Source organism: Devosia oryzisoli (assembly GCF_014837245.1).
GTDB classification, from domain to species: Bacteria; Pseudomonadota; Alphaproteobacteria; order Rhizobiales; family Devosiaceae; genus Devosia; species Devosia oryzisoli.
In genome coordinates, this window is the sequence record NZ_JACYFU010000001.1 from 976,072 (window position 1) to 992,668 (window position 16,597).

Below are 16,597 nucleotides of genomic sequence, written 5' to 3' on the forward strand. Positions count from 1 at the left end.
CGTCCCAGTCCTGCCTAAGCCGGCGCTCACAGGACGGCTGAACCCGACCCTCCGGACGGATCGGAATTCGGAAAAGGCATGCTCGCGACAAAGCGACCCAGCGCCGAAAGCACCGCGCGCGTCCGATTCTCCGGCATCCGCGGCAGCAGATTCGCCAGCCTGTCCCGCACTAGGGTACGACGCCGGGACAACTCCTGATCCGAATTCTCTTTGGTCTGCGATGACGTGGCGATGTTCCCAATCGCGACGTCGCTCTCGGCGCACAGCTGGTCCATCACCAGGACCCATCCGGCAAGTGTCGCCGCATCTCGGTCAAAGGGCGGCTTCGCCAGCGTGCCCTCGTCGGCTCGGCGGGCAAGACTGGCCCGCAGGATCGCCGTCAGTTCGTGTGCGATGTCGCGGAGGCAATCGCTGATCTCCTCTGCCTCGGCATGCCCCATATAGGCTCCGGTAAACTCGCCGGCCATGCAGACCGAGGAGGAGGTGGTGATCGGGAGCGTCGGGAAATCAGGCATCAGCCTGTCGGCCTGCTCGAGGATCTGGGCGATGCGCTCTGCGGCCGATACTACGGAACCGATCGCTCCCACCCCGGTGCCCGCATAAAGCGCCATCGAGGCGAAATCGCCTGTCATGGATTTGAGCGGTGAGTCGGTACTGAAGCGATAGATTGGCCGGCCCTCTTCTTCGCCAATCTGCTGCAACTCGGCAGACGAGGCGGTGGTCGCGGTAAGCGGGCTGCGCAGGACGCGCACGGGAGCATTGGGCGGCCAGTTGATGTGGAAGCTCCCCGTCAGCACCGTATCTTCCGCTGCCGCCTCCACTAGCCGCTGCTGGTGATAGGGGTGCGCAAAGGCCTCCTCTGTCGCCATCAGCGCCGTACCGAGCACCACCCCTTTCGCACCCATGGCCATGGCAATGGCCATGTCCGCACCGCTCGACAATCCGCCGGCTGCAAGTACCGGCACTGAAACCGCACTGACTACGGCGGGCAGAAGCTCGCGAAGCGGCGTCACGCCACGCACGTGGCCTCCCGCCTCCACGCCCTGCGCGACGATGGCCTGGGCCCCTGCCCGCTCGGCGGCACGAGCCTCGCCCGCCGATCCCACCTGATAGACCACCACGACGCCGGCGTTGCGAAGGCGATCCACAACGTGGGTGTCGATGTCCCAAAACAGTTCCACCACCGGCACCTCGAGATCGATCAGGGCGTCCAGTTGGCGAGCAAGCAGGGTCGGCTCTGTTGCCGCCGGGATGAGGTTGACCCCAAACGCCATGTGGCCGGCATCGCGGACACGGCGAACTTCGCGCTCGATGAGATCGACGGGTTCGCGGACCATTCCGAGAAACCCGAATCCTCCCGCCGCCGTCACGGCTGCAACGAGTTCGGAACGCGCCACCCCACCCATGCCGGCAAGCACCAGAGGTATCCGGCAGCCCAAAAGGTCACAAACAGCTTCACTCCTGATCTGGAGTTCGGTTCGCATATTGCCTCCCTTCGCCGGCAGCAGGTTTGAGGACTCGCGCCTCCCCTCAAGCCGTTTGGGATGGTAGTCCTCATACAGGGAAAAGGCCAAGCCGTGCTTTCGAAAGAACGTCTGGATTGGGACCACCCCCTGACCTGTCTCAGGTCGCGGCAGAAGCGCTCGGGCGCTCCCTAGAGGACCGCAGGAAAGCCTGCCGCTCGGACTCCGCAGCAACTGCGGCCCCGCGCAGGCGCAGCAGGTCCTTCCGGGCCACCAGCCCCACCAGTTTTCCCGTCTTTTCATCCACCACCGGAATGCGGGCGGCGTCTCGCTGCAGCATTAGATCCGCTACCCGTCCAACCGTCGCCGCAGGCGTCACTTTGGGCAGCGAGGCGTCCGAAGCCAGATCGAACAGCGATTGGTCAAGGTCGGTGCCGTCCGAGCGCCATCGAAAGGCGTCTGCCCGCTGGACCATGCCGACGAGTTCTCCCCGCGGCCCGACGATCGGATAGGCGCGGAAAGTCTGCGGGGACTCCTCAAAGAAGGCCAGCGCACTGCGACCCGTCATGGTCGAGGGCAGTGTCGTCACGTCTTTCACCATGATGTCTGCAGCCCGCGTCAGTTCGAACGGATCGGTGCCGTACTCGCGGGTGATGTGCTGACCACGTCGGGCGATCTTCTCGGTCAGGATCGAGCGGCGCAGGAGCAGAACGGTCACGGCATAGGCGGTCACGGTGCCCACGAAAACGGGCAGGAGCAACTGGTAGTCTCCTGTCAACTCGACCGCAAACAACGTCCCGGTCAGGGGGGCCCGCATGGTTCCGCCCATCATGGCCGCCATGCCGATCAACGCCCAGGTTCCCGGTTCTCCCGGCAAGGCCAGCCCGAGCACCCAACCGAAGGCTCCGCCCAGGATCAGCAGCGGGGCCAGGACACCGCCTGATGTGCCCGAGGACAAGGCAACGATCCATATGATGCTCTTGACCGCCAGAATGGTCACGACAGCAGCCACGGTGAGATCGCCGCCGAGGAGATCGGAGATGACCTCATACCCCACCCCCAGCGCGCGCGGTTCAACCAGGCCGCCCAAACCCACAACCAGACCACCCAGCGCAGGCCACCACATCCAGTGAATGGGCAGGCGCTCGAACCAGTCCTCGACACGATAGAGCAGCGCTGTCAGCACACCAGACTGGAGCCCAACGGCAACCCCGACCACCGCGCAACAGATCAACCCCCACCACGGGAGCCCGAAGGCAAGATCTGCTGGAAACAGCGGGGACTCCCCGAACAATAGCGGGCGCCATGCAGCGGAGGCCGCACACGCGCCTGCGACAGGGATAAAGCTGCGCGGCTTCCATTCGAAAAGCAGGAGTTCGACGGCAAGCAGCACCGCCGCCAGCGGCGTGCCGAAAATGGCTGTCATGCCCGCGGCCGCGCCGGCGACCAGCAAGGTCTTGCGTTCTGCGGCGCTGAGGTGAAAAAGCTGCGCAAACAAGGAGCCCATGGCGCCGCCGGTCATGATGATCGGGCCTTCTGCGCCGAACGGACCGCCTGTCCCGATCGAGATGGCAGAGGACAGCGGTTTGAGCACCGCAACCTTGGGCGACATTCGGCTTCCGCCGATCAAAATGGCCTCGATCGCCTCGGGGATTCCGTGCCCCCTGATCTTTTCCGATCCGAAGCGGGCCATGAAGCCGATGACAAGGCCCCCAAGAGCAGGCGCAGCCACCATCCACAGGCTTGGCTGGATGGTCCGCATCGAAACCGGCGCAAGACTGATCTGCTGAAGCCACACGAGGTTGGTGACGAGAGCAATCAGGTCGACAAGAACAATCGACCCGAACGCTGCGGCCGAACCGATCAGGATCGCCATCAGCAGCAGCAGAACCAGGCGCCAATCGGCCGTGAAGTCTCCCAGAAGATGTGGCTTGGGCTGCCCATCGGCCTTGTCATCACCTGTTCGGCTGGGGAAGATCGTCATCGGCGTTATCCTGTTCGGTCACTGGCGCAGAACGCCCGGCTAGATATATCGTGACACGACATAAATCAATTGCCGTTCAGGAGGTGGTCTTGGCAACCGACAAGTTTGAGGCAACGGAAACGCCAACCTTCGAGGAATACGCAGCGCTGGCCGAGTTTCGGCATGCCTTGCGCAGCTTCATTCACTTCAGCGAGGGTGCTGCCCGTTCAGTCGGCTTGCCTGCGCAGCAACACCAGGCCCTGCTGGCCATAAAGGGGCGAGGCAGCGCACCGGCCACGGTGGGGTGGTTGGCCGAGAGGCTGATCGTTGCGCCGCATACGGCGACGGAGTTGGTCGCGCGCCTTGCTGATAGCGACCTGGTGCAGCGCCAACCGGACCCAACTGATGGTCGGAGGCACACCCTTGTGCTAACGCAAAAGGCAGAAGATGCCCTCTCCCGCCTCAGCGAGGCGCACCTGAAAGAGATTCGCCTTCTCGCGCCGCAACTGACAGCCGTGCTTCGCAAACTGGCGGGGGAGGCCCGTTGACTTCAGCCGCAGTGCTGCCCCCTCGGCTCATCAGTGAGTCCCAACGACTCCCCGGCCTCCATCGCGCCTAGGGACGCTTCTGGCCAATCGAACCGGCGCCGACGGCGATGAGGATGAGGGCGCCGACCAAGACCTGGCGGATATAGCTGTCGACGCTCATCTGGGTGAGGCCGTTGTCGAGGACGCCAAGGACGATGACGCCGACCACGGTGGCAAGAATGCGCGGCTCTCCGTGGCGGCTCATTGTGGTGCCGAGAAAGACAGCCGCTATGGCATTGAGCATGAGGCCGCTGCCCTGCACCGGATTGGCCGAAGCGACGCGGCTTGCATACATGAGCCCGGCGCCGGCCGCCGCAAGCCCGGTCAGGGAAAAGGCGATGAGACGAAGGCGTTTGACGGCGATGCCGCTCAAATGCGCCGCTTCCATATTGCCGCCGATGGCGTAGAGGCGGCGGCCGAAGGTCGTCTGTTCGAGGAGGACCCAGACGGCGACGATCACGGCTATCGCGATGATCGAGAGGTTCGGCAGGCTGACGGCCACGCCGCCCCACTCGCCGAGCGGAATGCCGGACCGGGCAAAATTGCCGAATTCTTCGGGGATGGCGCGGCCGGAAATCGTCTTGCCACCGCTGACGACGAAGGCAAGGCCGGAGAACATCGTCATGGTCGCGAGCGTGGCAATGAAGGGCAGGATGCCGACGAGGCTCACCATGGCGCCGTTAAAGGCGCCGCCGAGCAGGCCCGCGATCAGGGCCACGGAAACGGCAGCCCAGACGGGTTGACCGGCAGACATCATCATGGCGGCAACGATGCCCGCCAGGCTCGCGGCGGAGCCAACGGAGAGGTCGAAATCCCCCATGACCATGACCACGGTCATGCCGGCGGCGACGACCATCAGCATGGAAGTCTGCTGGGTAATGTTGAGCCAGTTGCGCGCCGTCGGAAAGGTTCCGGGCAGCATGACCGAGAAGAAAACGAGGATGGCGACGAACCCGATCAGGGTCCCGTAGCGGCGGATGAAGTGCTGCATGTTCTAGGCAACCATGCCGGTGGGCCGGCCGTAGCAGAGATTGACGAGATCGTCTTCCCGCAGGCCTGCGGCCTCGACGATGGTGGTGATTTCGCCACCGCGCATGACGGCGATGCGGTCGCTGATGCCGATCAGTTCAGGCAGGTCGGAAGAGACGAGGATGACGGCCGCGCCCTTGGCGGTGCGTTCGCGGATAATGGAATAGATGTCGAACTTGGCGCCCACATCCACGCCGCGCGTGGGTTCTTCGAGGAGCAGGAGGCGGGGATTGCCGGCAACGGCCTTGGCGAAGACAATTTTCTGCTGGTTGCCACCGCTGAGTTCGATGACATCCTGTGCCGGACCCACGGCCTTGAGGCGCACGGTGGCGCCGAGGTCGGCGGCGAAGCGTTTTTCGCGAGCGGGCGTCAGCCAGGTGCCGGCCCGGCTCTGGCGCCTGAGGTGGGCGAGCGTGATGTTTTCGTAAATTGGCCGGCGCATGACGAGGCCCTGGGCGCGGCGTTCGCGCGGGACGTAGGCGACGCCGCTTTGCCAGGCGGCGGCGGGCGAGGACGGGGCATAAGGCGCGGTGCCCAGGCGCATGCTGCCACCAGTTAGTTTGGCATCGCCGAAGATGGCGCGGATGAGTTCGCCCTGCCCCGAGCCGGAAAGGCCGGCAACGCCGAGAACTTCTCCCTCGCGGAGGGAGAAGCTGATGGGCTTGATGCCGGGAGTGACGAGACCATTGGCGGAAAAGACCGTAGTGTCACGCGGAGCGGCGGCGGCTTTAGGATAGGCCTCCTCGACCTTGCGGCCAATCATCAGGGCGACGAGGTCGTCGTGGGTGATAGTGCTCAGCACGCCACTATCGATGGAGCGGCCATCGCGGAGGACGGTCGCCTTGTCGCAAAGCGCCATGACCTCGTCGAGGCGATGCGAAACATAGAGCACAGAACTGCCAGAGGCGCGGATTTCGCGCAGAACGCGGAACAGGCGCTGACTCTCATCGGCACTGAGCGCGGCAGTCGGCTCGTCCATGACATAGAGCTTGGCATCGTCGAGGAGCGCGGCGGAGATGCGCACGAGCATCTGGTCGCCCAGACCGAGCATGCCCAGATTTTGACGCGGATCGATATGGTCGATCCCAAGACGGTCGAGCGCCCGCTGGGCTTCGCGATTGAGCGCAGCCCAATCCACGAAAAAGCCGGCGCGGCGTGGATAGCGGCGTCCCATGAAGATGTTTTCGGCCACAGACAGCGTCGGGACGACGTTGAATTCCTGGTGGATGAATCGGAGGCCCAGGCGATAGGCGGCCTTGGTCGAGTCGATCTTCACGGGAACGCCGTCGATGGCGATATCGGCCGTATCGGGGGCAACGACGCCGGCCAGAATCTTGATCAGCGTCGATTTGCCGGCGCCGTTTTCGCCCATCAGCGCGTGGATTTCGCCGGGCGCGACGACAAGATTGACCCCGCTCAGCGCGGGGACGCCGGCATAGGCCTTGGTGACGGACGTGGCGGCAAGAAGCGGGGTGGGAGGTGCCATATCAGGCCCCTCCCCTAAAGTGCTTTCGGCAAGTTGCCAATCACTCGTTGGCGTTGGCCGCGGTAATCAGCTTGGTCGGCACATAGGTGACCGACTGCAGGATTTCCTCGCCGGCCAGAACGCGGGCCACGGCATCGGCCGTCGCAGCGCCGATGCCCGAGAAATCCTGGGCGACGGAAGCTTCGAAATTGCCGCCGGCGGCGATGGCTTCCCGGGCCTGGGGATTGGCGTCGATGCCGGTGATGACAATACCTTCGCCCGAGCGCCCGGCATCCTCGATGGCCTGCAGCGCACCGAGGGCGGGCTGGTCCCAGGCCGCCCAGACGGCCTTGATGCTGCCAGGCTCGGGATTGGCGGCCAGAATCGCTTCCATCTTGGCGCGGCTGTCGGCAATGCCGCCATCGGACACGTCCGGCGTCACGCGGTCGAGCACCTTGATGTCCGGATAGTTGCCGAACACCGCATCGGCGATGACGCCACGCACCTGCACGGGCGGGAAGGCGTCAAACACGAACATCACCACATTGCCTTCGCCCTTGATGCGGTCGGCAACATAGGTCGCGGTTTCGGCGGCCATGGCATAGCCATTGGAGGTCACGTTTGTGACCAGCAGCGGATCGGCGCCGGCATCCATGCCGAAGACCGGGATCCCGGTGTCCTTGGCGGCCTGCAGTCCTGCCGTGACCTGGGTGGGGTCGACATTGATGACGATGGCGTCAACGTTCTGAACGACGAGATCTTCGATGCGGCTGATCACGGCGGCGACGTCACCGGCCGTATCGATGACATTGACGTCCCAGTCGTTCTCGTCCGCAACCCCCTGGAAGGCCTCGACATAGAACTGGGTACCAGGCTGGGCCATATACGGCGTGACGATCGCGACCTTGGCCTGGGCGAAAGCAGCGCCCGTACCCAAAGCGGTGGTGGCAAGAAGAACGCCGGCCAAGGCCAGGGCGGATTTATTGAGCGACACGGATGAGCCCTCCTGCTATCTCCGCCAGCAGGGCAGCCAGCGGTTGTTTTCCTTGTGCTTCAAGGCACTATAAGGAGCGTCTGCCGGACAGCAAGCGGGATTTTGGGGAACGGAGACCATGGATTTCTGCCTGATCGGAATCGACATCGGCACAACCGCAACGAAGGCAACGCTGATCGATGCGACGGGCCGGCAATTGACCAGCTTCGAGCATCCCCATCCCACCTTGCGCACCGCGCCGGGAATGGCCGAGCAGAGGCCCCAGGATTGGCTTGATGGCGTATCCGGCGCGCTCGCCCATTTTTCCGGCGTGATCGACCCAGCGCGGGTGATCGGGATCGGGCTGACGTCGCAGGTCAATTCCCACGTCTTCGTCGACGCGCAGGGGCAAGCGCTCCGGCCGGCGATCACGTGGCAGGACACGCGCGCAGCAGAAGATGCGGCACGGCTCGACCGGCAGGTGACGGCAGAACAGAAAATCAGATGGTTCGGCGGCCCGGTGCCGATCGATGCCAGCCACGCCCTCTCGCGCATGGCCTACGTTGCGCGAACGGATCCGGACAATTGGCGGGCGACGCGGCATGTCCTGCTGCCCAAGGATTTCGTGGCCTTGAGACTGACGGGCGCCGTGGCGAGCGATGCCATTGCGGCCGTCGGGCTGGTGGACAGCAGCGGCAAATATGTCTCGGCGCTGCTCCAACTGGTTCCGGGCGCGGAGCAAAGACTGCCACCGCTGCACCCCTTCCACCACACGGTGGGGCAGATGGCTTCGGGCACGCCTTTCGCCGGAACTCCGGTGATGGTCGGGGCCATGGATGCCTGGGCGGGGATGTTCGGGTGCGGCGTCGTCGCGGATGGCGACGCCATGTATCAATCGGGCACCAGCGAAATCCCGGGAATCGTTTCCAGCACCGTCATTCCCACGCCAGGGGTTATCCTGTTCCCTTCCTATGATGGCATCCGCATGCACGCCGCGCCGACACAATCGGGCGGCGCTTCGCTGACGTGGCTGAGCACTTTGCTCGGCAGGTCGCCGGCGGAGTTGATCGATCAGGCGTCTCGAACGGCGCTGGACGCGTCGACGCCCTTCTTCCTGCCGCATCTGGCCGGGGAGCGGGCGCCGATCTGGGATGCGGCGTCGCGCGGGGTGTTTGCAAGGCTCGACGCCAATTCCGGGCCCGAGCAATTGACGCTGTCGGTGATGGAGGGCGTTGCCCATTCGGTGCGCTGGGCGTTCGAGGCGCTGGAGCACTCGGCGGGGATCGTACCCGAAACAATCAACATTGGCGGTGGCGGTGCCCGATCGGATGCGTGGTGTCAGATCCGCGCCGATGTGCTGGGCAAACCGCTGACCCGCACCAGCATTCCCGCAGCCGCAGCGCTGGGTGCCGCGATCATCGCCGGGGTGGGCAGCGGCGCGTTCCCATCACTCCCGACAGCCGTGCGCGAACTCGTCCGCTTCGAGAAAACTTTCGAACCCGACGACCAGCGCCGCCGCCTTTTCGACGAGCGGCACCACCACTACCGCGACCTCTATCAGGCGCTCCGCCCCTTCAATCAGAGTTTCCTGGGCTGAACGGTCCGAACCGCGCGCAGATAATGGAGACGCTTTTTGCCACAGGTGGTTGGCGGGCAGGGAGGGATTCGAACCCCCGGAAGGCTTGCACCTTCGCCGGTTTTCAAGACCGGAGCAATCAACCGCTCTGCCACCTGCCCGTCCGTGTGCGTTTAGCGGGGGCTGCGCGCACTGTCCAGTGGGTCAGGGCAGCAGGATCACCGAGCCCGTGGTTTCCCGCGCCTCGAGGGCTCGATGCGCCGTCGCGACCTCGTCGAGGGGATAGGTGCGCTCGGCCTCCACGCGGATGGCCCCCGAGGCCACCGCGCCAAAGAGCGCCCGCGCGCCCTCCAGAAGGTCTGCCCGCTGCCCGAAATAGTGATTGCCGGTGGGCCGGGTGACATAGAGCGATCCCTTGCGGGCAAGCAAACCAAGATCGGGAATGGACACAACGCCTGAAGCATTGCCGAAGCTGACCAGCAGTCCCCGCGGGCGGAGACAGTCGAGTGAGCCTTCGAACGTGTCCTTGCCGACGCCGTCATAGACCACGTCGACGCCCCGCCCCCCGGTGAGTTCGCGAACGCGCGGGGCAAAGCCTTCGGCCCGGTAGTCGATCACTTGATCGCAGCCATGTTGCCTCGCGAGGGCCACCTTCTCCGGGCCCCCGGCGGTGGCGATGACCGTGGCGCCGAGCGCCTTGGCCCATTGCGTCCCGATCAGTCCCGTGCCGCCGGCAGCGGCGTGCCACAGGATCGTCTCGCCCTTCTGCACCGGCCAGGTCTTGAACAGCAGGTAGAAAGCCGTCAGCCCCTTGAGAAGAACTGCCGCGGCGGTCCTGTCGTCCACGCCGTCGGGAATGGGAACCAATTTGGCCGCCGCAATCAGCCGCTGCTCGGCATAGGCGCCCGCAACCCCCTGGTAGCAGACGCGATCGCCGACCTTTACTTCCTCGACGCCTTCGCCCACCGCCTCGACCACCCCGGCGGCCTCGTTGCCCGCCACGAACGGCACCTGCATGGGGTAAAGGCCGGAACGCTGATAGGTGTCGATGAAGTTGAGGCCAATCGCCGTCTGCCGGATGCGCGCTTCACCCGGACCGGGCTCGCCGATTCTCCGATCCTCGACAGAAAGAACCTCCGGGCCTCCGATGCGATTGACGACGACGACTTTCGACATTTTTGCCATTCCTTGTCTTGATGGGCGCGACGCGGGCGTATGGCAGCAGTAGTGCTGAGGCGGCCCCTTGTCGACACCGGCTCGGGCATTTGGTCCGGTTCGCCGCATTGGCGCGTGGTGCAGGCGGTGGTACGTCTTGCCCGGCGAGAGCGGCCGCCCCGACGCACGGACCGTCGGCCGAAACGCGCGCTACAAGGAATGGGAAGGGCCAGAAACATGACCTGTGACGCTGACGTCATCGTTGTGGGGGGTGGCCTTGCCGGCACGGCGGCTGCCGTCGCAATCGCCCGCCTGGGGCTGCAGACCCTCCACCTGGCGCCCCCTGCCCCACCGGACCGCCGCACCTCCGCCCTGATGATGCCGTCGGTGGATTTCCTGCAGCGCGCGGGCCTCATCGCCGCGCCAGCCGAGATCGGCCATCCCCTGACAAGAATCCGGATTATCGACGCCACCTCCCGCCTGATCCGCGCGCCGGAAACGCTCTTCGACGCGGCAGAGGCGGGCCTATTTGCCTTCGGATGGAATTTCCCCAATGCTCGCCTGCTGGAGGCCTTCTCGGCGTCCGGCCCCAAAGAGACACTGGAAACGCAGCCCCATACCGCTGCATCCTTCCGCCGCGACGAGGGCATGGGTATCTTGACGCTCGACAACGGCGAGGAGCTCAAGGCGCCGCTCATCGTGGCCGCAGACGGGAAAAAGTCGATGCTGCGCGGCGCCGCGGGCATTGTGCCGCGTGAGCACCCGTTCACCGAAGCCGCTCTGGTGTGTGACCTCAGGCTTGCACGGCCCATCGGCACGACTTCCATCGAGTTCCACTATCCGCACGGGCCGTTCACGCTTGTGGCGGCCGGCGACGATCGGGCGAACCTGGTCTGGATCGATGAAGAGTCGGTGCTGCGGGCTGCACAGGCCGGGGGCCCCGAGCACCTCCGTTCCGCCATCCTCGCCAAGTCGCAGCGTCTCTTCGGCACCATCGAGGTCGTCTCGCCGAGCTTTGTCTTCCCGCTCAGCGTCCTCTCCGTGACCACGGCCGGGCGTGACGGCGTCGCATTGGTCGGCGAAGCTGCCCACGCCTTCCCGCCCATCGGTGCGCAGGGCCTGAACCTGGGCCTTCGTGATGTCGCCGGCTTGGTGAGTGCCCTGGAGGCGGTCGACCGGGAACAGCACGATTGGGCCGAGAAGGTCATCCTCGACTACAGTGCGCGACGTATGGGCGATCTGGCGAGCACCGGGGCGATGGTGGAGGGTCTTTTCCGCTCGCTGCTGGCCGACATGGTGCCCGCGCAGCTGGTGCGCGCGTCGGGGCTATGGGCGCTGAAATCCGCACCGCCATTGCGGCGCGCCGCATTCCAACTCGGCATGGGCGCGCGACGCTCCTGAAACAAAAAAGGCGCGGCCTGGGCCGCGCCTTCTGAACGGTTTTTTCGTGCGCCGCCTACTGGGCAGGCGCGGCAGGAGCCGCTTCAGCGGGCGCCGCGTCGGTCGCGCTGGCGGGAGCCGACCCGTCCTCGCTCAACTGCTGCCGAAGCTGCTCAGCGCGATCCTGCAGCACCTGCTCGAGAGCATTCTCGCCGGAGGTCTGCTGGTTGAACTGGTCGAAGGTCAGCGCCTCGTCGCTGTCGTAGGCGGCCGTGAAGCCGGCCAGGTTGATCTCGATGGTCAGGTCCTGGTTCTGCCGGTTCTTAGCCGTCAGCTTGAGCTTGCTGCCCTTCTTGAGCGAGTTCACATACTGCTCGTTGATGACGAGCTGGGTCGCGCACGAGGTGGGGTCGCACAGCATGTAGGGCACGCGGATCGGCTTGGCGCCGTCAATCTGCCAGGTGAGCCCGAACGGCAGCAGCACCCCGAGCGGCACGGCGGCCACCGCCAGAAGACGCGACTCCTGGCCCGGGTCGTCACGCAGCAGGAACGAGCCAAGGAACTGGCCGTTCGCGAGGACGACCTGGCGCATGATACAGGCCTTCTGCCCGTTCTCGAGCGGATCGCAAACCTTGAGCCAGTTCTGCGAAGCGGGCCCAGCGGCCGGCGCAGCAGCGGCGTCGGATGCCGGAGCCTCCGCAGCCGGAGCATCGGCCGGCGCTTGGCTGTCCTGCGCAAAGGTGGCGAGCGGGGACAGCATGAGCGCAGCCAGTGCGAATCCGGCGACGATGGGTTTCCTGAAAGTCATAGAACGTCCTTGCCTTTCTTGGCGGTCCCGGCGGCGCGCAGGCCACCGCTTCAACTGAAGTGCCCTTCAAGGGCGCAAATCGGGCAATAACATGACCGATGTCCCTTGCCAAAAGATTATCCGGCACAGCGTTACCGCGCGCCCGTCAACCCTGCGCCTGCGCCAGTTTTGCGAGCTTTGAGAGGATTGCGGCGGTGCCCTTCAGGCGCTGCTCGGGGGTCGGCCAGTTGCGCACGAACACGAGTTTCTGATCGGGCTTAAGCCGCACCTGGTTGCCTAGGTCCGATACGAGCTGCACCAGCCCCGCAGGATTGGGAAACTCGTTGTTTCTCAACGTGACCACGGCTCCCTTGGGGCCGGCGTCGACCTTCTCCACATTGGCTTGCCGGCAGAGCGCCTTGACCAGGATCACCTTGAGCAAGGCCTCAACTTCCTCGGGCAGCGGACCAAACCGGTCGATGAGCTCGGCACCCGCCGCGTCGATGTCTCGCATGTCATCGAGATCACCCAGCTTGCGGTAAAGCTGCATACGCACTTGCAGGTCCGGTACGTAGTGCTCCGGAATCATCACCGGCATGCCCAGCGAGATTTGCGGGCTCCACTCGTTGCGATCCTCGTATTCCTCGTCCCCGGACCTGAGGTTGGCCACGGCCTCTTCGAGCATCGCCTGATAGAGTTCGTAACCCACCTCCCGGATGTGGCCCGACTGTTCGTCGCCCAGCAAATTGCCGGCGCCGCGAATGTCGAGGTCGTGGCTGGCGAGCTGGAACCCCGCCCCCAGGCTCTCGAGCGACTGCAACACGCCCAGCCGGCGCTCAGCCGTGTCGGTCAGCTTCTTGTCTGGTGGCACGGTGAACAGGGCGTAGGCGCGCGCCTTGGCCCGCCCGATACGCCCGCGGATCTGATAGAGCTGCGCCAGTCCGAAATTGTCCGCGCGATGCACGATCAGCGTGTTCGCATTGGGAATGTCGAGCCCGGATTCGACGATGGTGGTCGCCAGCAGCACGTCGTACTTGTTGTCGTAGAAGGCGTTCATGATGTCGTCGAGCTCGCCCGGGGGCATCTGGCCGTTGGCCACCACGAACGACACCTCCGGCACCTGTTGGCGCAGGAACTCGGCAATGTCGGGCTGGTCCTTGATCCGCGGCACGACGTAGAAGCTCTGCCCGCCGCGGTACTTTTCACGCAGCAGCGCCTCGCGGATGGAGAGCGCGTCGAAGGGCGAGATGAACGTCCGGATCGCCAGGCGATCGACTGGCGGCGTCGCGAGAAGGCTCAGGTCCCGCACGCCGGTGAGGGCCAGCTGTAGCGTCCGCGGGATGGGCGTTGCCGTCAACGTCAGCACATGGACATTGGCCTTGAGCTCCTTGAGCCGCTCCTTGTGCCCCACGCCGAAGTGCTGCTCCTCGTCGATGATGAGCAGACCCAGATCGTTGAACTTGATGGTCTTGGACAAGAGCGCATGTGTGCCCACCACAATGTCGACCTGGCCATCGGCGAGGCCCGCCTTGGTGGCCTTCAACTCGCTGGCGCTGACCATCCGGGAAGCGTGGCGAACCCGCACCGGCAGGCCCTTGAAGCGCTCTTCGAAGGTCTTGAAGTGCTGCCGCGCCAGCAGCGTCGTCGGCACGACGACCGCGACCTGCTTGCCCGAGAGGGCGACGGCGAAAGCGGCGCGCAGCGCGACTTCGGTCTTGCCGAAGCCGACGTCGCCGCAGACCAGACGATCCATGACCCTGCCCGAGGTGAGGTCGTCGAACACCGCCTCGATGGCCGTCAGTTGGTCCTCGGTCTCTTCATAGGGGAAGCGCGCGGCGAACTCGTCATAGGCGCCCGAATTGATGTCGATGACGTCCGCCTTGGTGAGCTGGCGCTGCGCCGCGATCTTGATGAGCTGCTCCGCCATTTCGCGGATGCGCTTCTTGAGCCGGCCCTTCTTGGCCTGCCAGGCCACGCCGCCGAGCTTATCGAGGACGGTATCGCCCTCGTCGGCTCCGTACCGGGTGAGGAGCTCGATGTTTTCAACCGGCAGGTAGAGCTTGGTGTCACCGGCATATTGCAGCTCGACGCATTCGTGCGGCGCGCCGCCGGCCTCGATGACCTTGAGCCCCAGGAAGCGGCCGATGCCGTGGTCGACATGGACCACCAGATCACCAGCGTTGAGGCTTGCCGCCTCGGTCAGCGCGTTCTGCGCCTTCTTCTTGCGCTGCGGGCGCAGAATGCGTTCGCCAAGAATGTCCTGCTCGGACAGCACGAGCAGGTCCTTGGTCTCGAAGCCGCTTTCGAGCGGCAGCACCACCAGCGAGGTCGTGGCTGCACTGGTCGTCGCGGCGTCCTGCCAGTTTTCTGCGAGGCGCGGATTGGTCAGGCCGTGGTCCTTGAGCACCTGCGCCATGCGGTCGCGCGTGCCCTCGCTCCAGCAGGCCACCACGCTCCGGCGCCCCTTGCGCCGCTCATCGAGCAGGCGATCCACCACGGACTGGAACAGGTTGACGTCCGAGGCCTGCCGTTCCGCCGCAAAGCTGGGAGCGATACGCCCCGCGGCATCCTCCTGTGCCCGCTCGTCGGGCGAGAGGAACGGCGAAAGCCGGATCACGCTCGCCCCGGCCAGCCGCTTCGGGTCGACATCGAGATCATAAAGAAGATCGGGATTGACGGGCTTGTACGGCGCTCCGCCGCCAGCCACTGCCGGAGCCAGCCGCGCGGCCTCCCGTGCCTCGTAGTAGTCCCGGATCTGGGCGGCCCGTTCGGCGTAGGCCTCGCTCACCTGGTCGTCGAAGACGAAGGGCGCATCGCCCGTATAGTCGGCGAGGCGATCCAGATGTTCGTAGAAAAACGGCAACCAGTGCTCGGTGCCGGAATAGCGCGCGCCACCGCTGATGGAGGCATAGAGGGTGTCGTCTACGGTATTGCCGCCGAACGTCGCCGTGTAATTCTGGCGAAACCGCCGGATGGTTTCCTCGTTGAGGACGACCTCGCTGATCGGGGTCAGGTCGACGCGCTTGAGCGTTCCCGTCGTCCGCTGGCTTTCCGGATCGAATGTGCGGATCGATTCGAGCTGGCTGCCGAAGAAGTCGAACCGCAGCGGGGACTCCGCGCCCGCGGGGAATAGGTCGATAAGGCCACCGCGAACGGCATATTCGCCGCTTTCCCGCACCGTCGGAACCCGCAGATAACCGTTGTTCGACGCCCAGCCGATCAGCTTTTCGCTGTCGACGATGCGCCCGACCACTGCCGAGAACGACATGGTGGAGACAACGTCCCGGGGCGGCAGTTTCTGGATCAGCGCGTTGACGGCCGTCAGGACCACCACGCCCTTCTGCTGGCCACTGACCAGCGCCGCCAGCGTACTCATCCGCGACGCGATGGTCACGGTATTGGGCGAAACGCGGTCATAGGGCAGGCAGTCCCAGGCCGGCAGCGTGAGCACGGCGTGACCGGGCAACATGATCTGCAGGATTTCAGCCATGCGCTGCAGGCGGCGCCCGTCGCGCGCAACGAACACGACGGAGGCGGCATCGTCGGGCGCGTCCTTGAGGCGCTGTTCGACAAGGCGCGCCAGGACGAGCGGCTGCATGCCATCGGGCACATTGCCGATGGTGCGGGCAGCCGGTTCGAAGGAGGAGAGATCGTTCATGAGGAAATCCGCGCCTGATGGTCAGCGATCAGGGCTTCGAGAAAGAGACGATCGACGTGGGCCGGAGGTTCCTCCTGCCGCATCACCCATGTGAGCAGCGGCGGATCTTCCTCGTCCATCAGCGCCTCGAGACGGTCGAGTTGCGCATCATCGAACTGGTCCACATGCGCGTCGGCAAATGGCCCCAGGATCAGGTCCATCTCCTTGGTGCCACGGTGCCAGGCGCGATAGCGCAGCCGCTTGCGGCGAATGGCGATGTCTTCACCGGAGGTCATATGACACCCATGATGCGTATTGTTCTCGATTTGGACGCTTGTTTACGCGGGAGTGCCGGCAATGTCAGCACCAAACACGGCTCAGCCGAGCAGCCGCAAGAACAGCCAGACAATGAGGACCACGGGCAGCCAGGCAAGGATGGCGAGCGCGACCAGCACGAGCAGCCGGTGCCGGCGGATCCAGTCGACACCCTCCCGCGGGTACCCCGCTGCCAGCAGCCAATCGTAAATGCGATCCATCACCTTCTCCGGTGTCGGACCCTAGTCCGCATCAGATCGGCGGGAA

At 65.0% G+C, this 16,597-nt stretch carries 13 protein-coding genes and 1 tRNA gene; 3 read left to right on the top strand and 11 right to left on the bottom strand.

Going from position 1 to position 16,597, the window contains the following annotated elements; all coding sequences use genetic code 11:
- Positions 1-26: 26 nt before the first annotated feature.
- Both IC608_RS04920 and IC608_RS04925 read right to left on the bottom strand, forming a co-directional pair.
- Positions 27-1,610, bottom strand: coding sequence for an NAD(P)H-dependent flavin oxidoreductase (locus IC608_RS04920; RefSeq protein ID WP_345890831.1), 1,584 nt, complete (start codon positions 1,608-1,610; stop codon positions 27-29).
- Between the two features lie 13 nt (positions 1,611-1,623).
- Complete coding sequence (locus IC608_RS04925) at positions 1,624-3,447, bottom strand: chloride channel protein (RefSeq protein ID WP_191773153.1); 1,824 nt, start codon at positions 3,445-3,447, stop codon at positions 1,624-1,626.
- An 89-nt stretch (positions 3,448-3,536) separates the two neighbouring features.
- Here IC608_RS04925 and IC608_RS04930 point away from each other — a divergent pair, with 89 nt between their 5' ends.
- Positions 3,537-3,974 carry a MarR family winged helix-turn-helix transcriptional regulator gene (locus IC608_RS04930; RefSeq protein ID WP_191773155.1) on the top strand — a complete coding sequence of 146 codons (438 nt, stop codon included), beginning with the start codon at positions 3,537-3,539 and terminating at the stop codon, positions 3,972-3,974.
- 67 nt (positions 3,975-4,041) lie between these two features.
- Here the strand turns inward: IC608_RS04930 and IC608_RS04935 are convergent, their stop codons facing one another.
- From IC608_RS04935 to IC608_RS04945, 3 genes are read right to left on the bottom strand one after another with little or no spacing between them, the layout of a single operon-like run.
- A complete protein-coding gene (locus tag IC608_RS04935; protein ID WP_191773157.1) occupies positions 4,042-5,004 on the bottom strand; it encodes an ABC transporter permease in 963 nt (320 codons plus the stop codon).
- 3 nt (positions 5,005-5,007) lie between these two features.
- Positions 5,008-6,528, bottom strand: coding sequence for a sugar ABC transporter ATP-binding protein (locus IC608_RS04940; protein WP_191773159.1), 1,521 nt, complete (start codon positions 6,526-6,528; stop codon positions 5,008-5,010).
- A 40-nt stretch (positions 6,529-6,568) separates the two neighbouring features.
- Entirely contained in the window at positions 6,569-7,501 is a 933-nt protein-coding gene (locus IC608_RS04945) for a substrate-binding domain-containing protein (protein ID WP_210316203.1), read from the bottom strand.
- A 118-nt stretch (positions 7,502-7,619) separates the two neighbouring features.
- On the opposite strand from IC608_RS04945, the gene IC608_RS04950 reads away from it, so the two are divergent.
- Positions 7,620-9,077, top strand: coding sequence for a xylulokinase (locus IC608_RS04950; RefSeq protein ID WP_191773161.1), 1,458 nt, complete (start codon positions 7,620-7,622; stop codon positions 9,075-9,077).
- A gap of 50 nt (positions 9,078-9,127) precedes the next feature.
- Here IC608_RS04950 and IC608_RS04955 read toward each other — a convergent pair.
- Positions 9,128-9,217 (bottom strand) — tRNA-Ser (locus tag IC608_RS04955).
- A gap of 43 nt (positions 9,218-9,260) precedes the next feature.
- Positions 9,261-10,232 carry a quinone oxidoreductase family protein gene (locus IC608_RS04960; protein WP_191773164.1) on the bottom strand — a complete coding sequence of 324 codons (972 nt, stop codon included), beginning with the start codon at positions 10,230-10,232 and terminating at the stop codon, positions 9,261-9,263.
- Positions 10,233-10,448: 216 nt separating this feature from the next.
- Here IC608_RS04960 and IC608_RS04965 point away from each other — a divergent pair, with 216 nt between their 5' ends.
- Positions 10,449-11,612, top strand: a complete 1,164-nt coding sequence (locus IC608_RS04965; RefSeq protein ID WP_191773166.1) for an FAD-dependent monooxygenase — start codon at positions 10,449-10,451, stop codon at positions 11,610-11,612.
- Positions 11,613-11,667: 55 nt separating this feature from the next.
- On the opposite strand, the gene IC608_RS04970 is transcribed toward IC608_RS04965, so the two are convergent.
- The 4 genes from IC608_RS04970 to IC608_RS04985 all read right to left on the bottom strand — a co-directional run bounded on the left by IC608_RS04970 (position 11,668) and on the right by IC608_RS04985 (position 16,551).
- Entirely contained in the window at positions 11,668-12,399 is a 732-nt protein-coding gene (locus IC608_RS04970; RefSeq protein ID WP_191773169.1) for an invasion associated locus B family protein, read from the bottom strand.
- Between the two features lie 145 nt (positions 12,400-12,544).
- The gene (gene mfd, locus IC608_RS04975) at positions 12,545-16,036 is read right to left on the bottom strand and encodes a transcription-repair coupling factor (protein WP_191773171.1); all 3,492 of its coding nucleotides are present in this window, start codon (positions 16,034-16,036) and stop codon (positions 12,545-12,547) included.
- Positions 16,033-16,311, bottom strand: a complete 279-nt coding sequence (locus IC608_RS04980) for an FAD assembly factor SdhE (RefSeq protein WP_191773174.1) — start codon at positions 16,309-16,311, stop codon at positions 16,033-16,035. The genes mfd and IC608_RS04980 overlap by 4 nt, the downstream gene beginning before the upstream one ends.
- 81 nt (positions 16,312-16,392) lie before the next feature.
- Positions 16,393-16,551, bottom strand: a complete 159-nt coding sequence (locus tag IC608_RS04985; protein ID WP_191773178.1) for a hypothetical protein — start codon at positions 16,549-16,551, stop codon at positions 16,393-16,395.
- Positions 16,552-16,597: the final 46 nt, after the last annotated feature.